Origin of the sequence: Bradyrhizobium altum (assembly GCF_020889705.1) — a bacterium.
Taxonomy (GTDB): Bacteria; Pseudomonadota; Alphaproteobacteria; order Rhizobiales; family Xanthobacteraceae; genus Bradyrhizobium; species Bradyrhizobium altum.
Map to the genome: position 1 here is coordinate 1 of NZ_JACMYP010000419.1, position 4955 is coordinate 4955.

Genomic DNA, 4955 nt, shown 5'->3' on the forward strand with positions numbered 1-4955 from the left:
TCGACATCTTCATCCAACGCGTCATCGAGAAGCCGACCAGCGATGCCCTCCTTGTTGTTTTCACGCAGGTAATCACTGAAACTCGTCAAAACAGCCGCATAGTTGGTCGCGGTATTTGTCGCTATTTCGTTTTTGTACTCCTTGATGAGAGCCGCGTCTTCGGGATAAGGATTTAGCTGAGCGCGGATTGCGATCGGCGGGATCTCGCCCGTCGCCTCGAAGGTCCGCAGATGATCAATTGCCGTAAGGAGCTTCGTGCGATCACCCGTTCCGCTGAACTTGCCCGCATCATCGCCCAGCGACTCCTCGTTGAGCCGAACAGCGATGGCCCCTTTGTTATTTGCGAAGAGCCAGCGGCCAAAGGTGCGAAGAGAACCTACGGTATTCTTGACCGTACGTTTTGCGGCATTGCCCTTGATGAGGGCCTCCTCAAGCCCCGAAATAAGGGGAACATCCTCGGAATAAAGGGGCTGCTTCCTGCGCCCCATTGATACCCCGGCTGACTGAGCTGGCTGCAAGGCCGATGACGACGGGTCTGGCTCGTCCATCAGCCCCAGGCGCGAGTCCCGGTCGTGGCCCTCCGCGGAAAGCTCCTCTGGCCAGGCGCCACCTTCCTGCGAGGCGTTGTGGTGCGCAGCGGCGTCGCTGATCCGCCTCGCGCCTATCAGTGCCGCATCTTCGCCATCAGCAATGGTGGGAATGCGGCGCTCGATCTCCATCGCTTTAGCGCCGACCGACGACTTTCGCAGCTGAGCTAGTGCTGCGCCGACATTGCCGCCCACACCCGTGTCCTGGTTATAGTTTGCGACATCTGCATCCAAAGCCTTTCCGGAAAGCCGACCAGCAATGCCCGGCTTATTTTTTTGACGCAGATAGTCACTGAAACCTCTAAGAGCAGTTGCATAGACCCTGGCAGTCTCTGTCGCTACTTCAGTTCTGAAATCTTCGATGAGAGCTGCGTCCTCGGGATAAGGAATCAGCTCAGCGCGGGCTGCGATCGGCACCACTCCGCCCGTCGAAGACGAAGTCCGGAGATGACCGATTGCCGTAAGGAGTCTCTTGGGATCGGCGGCCCCGATGAACTCCCGCGCATCATCGATCAGCGACTCATCGTGGAGCCGAGCAACGATCGGCTTCTTGCTATTTGCGAACAGCCAACGCGCAAAGCTCCGAAGAAAATACCCGTCGTGCCCGGCGGTACGTGGGGCGCTGTTGCCCAGAGTGAGGCCCTGCTCAACCCTCGAAATAAGGGAAGCATCGGCGGAGTAAAGGGGCTGGTTGTTGCGCCCTTTCATAACGACAGCTGGCTGCGGCGCGGAGGCCGCCGGCATTGCCCCCACAGTTGCACTTGAATTGGCGATTTCGCTCAGTTGTCGCTCGAAAGTCGCCGCATCTGCGGGTGGCTCCTGCAGGCTCTTGCTGTCCGATTGTTCTGTCACGCGCTGCGTCGGGGGGAAATCCATCCGGTCTCACTTTCGGTCGAAAACGGGCATCGATAACGCAGGGAAGCTGTCCAGAACCTGACGAAGGAAAAACGTTCCGCGCCCGGCCAGCGTGGAGCACGGCACCTGCCCCTAGCGAAGGCGATGAGGCTCAGGATCGGACAAAAACTCCCGTGCTGATCAATGATGCAGGGCCGATGACGGCGGAAGTGACGGCCAGCTTGGGTCAAATCCTCCTGAGCAAGAGGCGACGCTCAGGCGGAAATATCGCGAAGTTCTCGATGCCTTACTTACAGGTCAGGACTGTCCGACCAATGGCTAGAACCATCGGGATCGCCGATCAAGCTTGTATGCCTGTAAAAACAAGCATCCCCGTTCCGTCCATCGCGCCTCATGGAGCTCAAGCAAGCTCAATGTTCAGCGAAATGCCAGAGATCTTTTCAATCGGGCCGGCCCAACTCGCGCACGATAACGCGGCGCCGGCCCAAATTTATCAAGCCCAAAACGAATGTCTGATCTGCCGCAGTATCGCTATGACACCGCCAATGTATATCGATGTCCTAAGGTGCGGATTGAGCCGCGATGGCCCGAACCCGAATAGCGCGAGCGCCGCGATCCCCAAGGTTTGGATCATGGTCGGCCTCAGGAAGGAGGCCGCCAATCGGGCGGGTTAAAGACATTAAATTGCAATCTCGGGGTCGCACGTGGCCAAAATGGCGAAAAGGCTGGCGGCGCTCAGTGTGACGAAGCTGTCAAACGCGGACGGCATCAGACTCGATCGGCCATCAGGATTTATGACTCCATAATATCTGTCCCCTTAATTTCGTCCGCGGGCCTCCAACCGCGCATCGCCGGCCGGCTGTCTTCAAGCGCGGTGGCGTACTGTCTCGGCCATTGATTGCGCGGTCATCTCCACGGCTTCACTCGATCGGTACGGAAAGCGCCGGCGACTTCCTACCGTGCTGGCAAGCTGTTGGTCCGTTGAGCGGTAGGATCGGAGTTGAGGCAGCCGCCGCGACCTCGGCCCGGCTGATGAATTCGGTCAGATTGGCGTTTGAGGACCACTCCAAATAACGAACGAGCGCAAAGACAAGCGCGACAACAATGAGAATGCCGAGCACCGACGCTGTGGCTGTTCCCGACCAGCTTTCGCTGCTGAATAATGACATCATGGCCTCCGAGACCGAAGCTGCTACGCCTTCTAAGTCATCTCGCGATCATCACGTGTGAACGGCCTCACATCTCACGCGCACTTGATGTCGAGACAAGTCATAGACCAAGGCTCGCGGGAGCGTGGCCGAAAAGCTGTCCAAGGAACGGGCCGAACAAATAAGGCGGGCACTGGCGGATGGTTCGATTAAGTGTCGATGATCCCTCGAGGTAAGCCTTCGATCCAGCGAAATGAAAGTCTAATCTACCCTGCGTTCAGCTCCGCTCCAGAGTTTCGACTGGGAGAATATCCTTCACAGCCACGGCCGCCGCGACACTGGTCGGAAGCGACGGTTTGCCATCAGGCTGATCGAATACACATCCTGGCGGTTGAAGCCACTCGGCGGGCAGCCGTCGTTCGGATCCTTGCGTGAACTGACCCGCGTCGTCGGCAATGATTGCGCCGTCGAGATCGACACAAACAGCTACTCGGTACCGTGGCGCCTTATTGGCGAGCGCGTGGCTATAACGATCGCGGCCGGCGAAGTGCGGATCCGCCATGGACTCCACCAGGTTGCGGTCCACAAGCAATCGGAGGGGCTCCGGCTGCGGATCGTCGACTCCGCTCATCTCGATGGTGTTGTTGGGCGCAATGGCACGGTCCACCGGGCGGAGATCGCGGCGGCGACGGTGCTGGCGCCATCTCCACCGAACGAAGCCGTGGTCGGAGGAAGCTTCTGATGGCGCGGGCAAAGAAAGTCATTGAAGCAACAACCGATCCGCTCGATGCCATGCTGGCGCGATTGCAGCTCTCCGGCATCCGCGATCAGCTCGACAGCCTGCTCGACGAAGCGGCGCGCCAAGCCTGTCGGCACGTGAGACGCTGATCCTGCTGTGCGAGCGCGAGATCGCACGCAAGGATCATCGCCGCATCGAGATGGCGCTGAAGCTCGCACACTTTCCGGCCGTGAAGGAGCTTGCTGGCTTCGACTTCGAGGCGCAGCCGTCGATCGATCCAAAGCAGATCCGTGATCTTGCCGCGTCACGTTGGATCGCCAACGGAGAGAACGTGCTGCTTGGCCCGCCGGGCGTCGGCAAGACGCACCTGTCCATTGCACTCGGGCGAGAGGCAATCCTGGCCGGGTAGCCGATATCGTCCGGCACCCGCTTCTGTCGCGGGCCGGTTCAAAGCGCGAGCCGACGTTTGAATTATCAATTGATCACCGGCGACCGCATGAAATGTCCTCGGACAATCTCATCCTACGAACACCCTCTCTAGAAGCGACCGCGGCCGATACATTCCTGCCTATGTCAGAGACTCGTGCCATAAGACCATCATGCCTTCAGCTTCCAGATCCCAAAGGAGAGTGTGGATGAAGCGCGATGCCGAATTAAGCGGCATGGCTCACGTTGCTTTCGCCGGCCTGATCTTCGTTACTATTAAGGTTGTAACGCAGACAATTTCTCCCTTGGAGGTGACTGTTCTGCGCAGCATGCTGTCAATCCCAATACTCTTCCTTATGACAACCGGCGCGGACAGATCGCAGTTGGCACGAGGCACATGCTCCTCGAGCACATGCCGACAGGCTCAAAGTTGCGGCTGAGCGAAGTCAAGGAGCTGTTCGAACTCATGCGATGAGGAGAGATCAATGACCGTCTTGATCTACGTCGATACCAGCAAGCAAATTGACGACAAGGACCACCTTAAGGTCTTCGCCAACGAGGACGCCGCAGAAAAATGGCTCGAGGAGAACGACCCCGATGGCGTGGCGTTCGAGTACGACGTGCTCGAGTGAACCTGATCTTTTGTTGGAAGCTGCTGGGAAATTTCCCTGTCGCTACTGTCCATGCGCGGCTGGCGCCTTGGAAACTCGTCGTGGCGGCTTCATCCTCCCTCGCGGTCCGAGCGGGGATTTTTGTTTACCCTCATGCTCACTTTAGGGCCGGCAAGCCCTCGATACTGTCGCCGCCATGCAACATGCGGAATGTTCCGCCTGCTGGAACAGAAATTAAGACTCCATCGCCAGATGGTCTTCGAGCAGCGTCAAGCTAACCGGGCCGGAAGCATTCTCATTGCACGGACATTCAATTTTCCCGGAACGGGCCGCAGCGCGCAAATGCCTGCGGCCTTTTCAATTGCCGATAGGGATGGATGCCGCACAGCGCGCCCACCAGAACGAAACTCAGCGCCACATCGTAGGCGTGTTCAGGGCGTTGTGACCCGCTACCTTCAAGTCATCTCTTGAGAGTCGACCGTTTGCGGCGGCTTCGAGGATCTTGGAAGCAACGTGCGTCCTGGCGCCGGTTTCAAAGATGGAAATATTTTCGCAAACTTCCTCTAGTGGCTCTGCACAGTAATTATGG

5 protein-coding genes and 2 pseudogenes are annotated in these 4955 nt (G+C 58.2%); 4 read left to right on the top strand and 3 right to left on the bottom strand.

Annotation, left to right across the window (positions count from 1 at the left end; genetic code table 11):
- Positions 1-1463, bottom strand: a pseudogene (locus H8B02_RS45265) (Ulp1 family isopeptidase); the annotation flags it as partial.
- Positions 1464-1615: 152 nt separating this feature from the next.
- Between H8B02_RS45265 and H8B02_RS45270 the strand changes: the two are divergent.
- Entirely contained in the window at positions 1616-2116 is a 501-nt protein-coding gene (locus H8B02_RS45270) for a hypothetical protein (protein ID WP_229172213.1), read from the top strand.
- Between the two features lie 246 nt (positions 2117-2362).
- Here H8B02_RS45270 and H8B02_RS45275 read toward each other — a convergent pair whose 3' ends face one another.
- Entirely contained in the window at positions 2363-2611 is a 249-nt protein-coding gene (locus H8B02_RS45275) for a hypothetical protein (protein ID WP_229172214.1), read from the bottom strand.
- Between the two features lie 406 nt (positions 2612-3017).
- Here H8B02_RS45275 and H8B02_RS45280 point away from each other — a divergent pair, with 406 nt between their 5' ends.
- The 3 genes and pseudogenes from H8B02_RS45280 (at position 3018) to H8B02_RS45290 (ending at position 4387) form a co-directional block, all read left to right on the top strand.
- Positions 3018-3332, top strand: a complete 315-nt coding sequence (locus tag H8B02_RS45280) for a Mu transposase domain-containing protein (protein WP_229172215.1) — start codon at positions 3018-3020, stop codon at positions 3330-3332.
- Positions 3332-3735 (top strand): annotated as a pseudogene (locus tag H8B02_RS49235) (ATP-binding protein); the annotation flags it as partial. The gene H8B02_RS45280 and the pseudogene H8B02_RS49235, both read left to right, overlap by 1 nt.
- A 505-nt stretch (positions 3736-4240) precedes the next feature.
- Positions 4241-4387, top strand: coding sequence for a hypothetical protein (locus H8B02_RS45290; RefSeq protein ID WP_229172216.1), 147 nt, complete (start codon positions 4241-4243; stop codon positions 4385-4387).
- Positions 4388-4774: 387 nt separating this feature from the next.
- Here the strand turns inward: H8B02_RS45290 and H8B02_RS45295 are convergent.
- The coding region (locus tag H8B02_RS45295; protein WP_229172217.1) for a hypothetical protein at positions 4775-4955 on the bottom strand (181 nt) is incomplete at its 5' end.